Source organism: Psychrobacter sp. 1Y4, from assembly GCF_051847555.1.
In genome coordinates this window covers 1-675 of the sequence record NZ_JBPYDE010000621.1, presented here as the reverse complement: position 1 = coordinate 675, position 675 = coordinate 1, and the positions used below count along the sequence as shown (strand labels likewise).

General features: G+C 42.2%; 1 protein-coding gene. It reads right to left on the bottom strand.

Annotated features, from left to right (window positions below; genetic code table 11):
- Positions 1-164: 164 nt before the first annotated feature.
- A partial coding sequence (locus ACS8FC_RS17945) for an APC family permease (RefSeq protein ID WP_439297789.1) occupies positions 165-675 on the bottom strand: 511 nt, incomplete at its 5' end.

The window sequence follows — 675 nt, the reverse complement described above, 5'->3', positions numbered from 1 at the left end:
AGATTGCCATTACCCCTTTAAATAAAGAATCAGCATGTCACTTTAAGCTCTATTCTGACGTTCCAAACGTATCGACTCATTTTCAAGCAGCATAAGAACCATAAAAAAAGCCTAACGTTCGACGTTAGGCTTTTTAAGGTAGTTGACTGACTAAAATGAGACTATTATTTGTATGGATTTTCTTTTAACCATTGTTGATTAACAATTTTAAGCTCATGCAGCTCATGATCCATAATCTCTTTACTCTTACCAGGGTTTTTCATTGACGCATAGCCATACATTGCACCGCCAAGAACCGTCCAACCAAGGAATATCCACCACTCGATAGGAACTAGGGCTGATGGCATACCCGGTAGGTACAGCGCCAACATACCAAGACTTAAGATAATAGTGATGATACCAACCAACTTACCTGCTGGTACTCTAAATGGACGTACCATATCAGGCTCACGGTAGCGCAGCACTAAGAATGACAATGCAACACAAGTATAAGCAATAACAATACCAAAGCCGCCTGCATCAACAATCCACACGAGCATTTTGCGACCAAATAATGGCGCGAGTGTCGCAAGGCCACCGATCAACAAGATCGCATTGACTGGGGTGTTGTACTTAGGATGTAGCTTGCACAAGAACTGTGGCAACATGTGCGTTTTACCCATGGCGTACAATAAG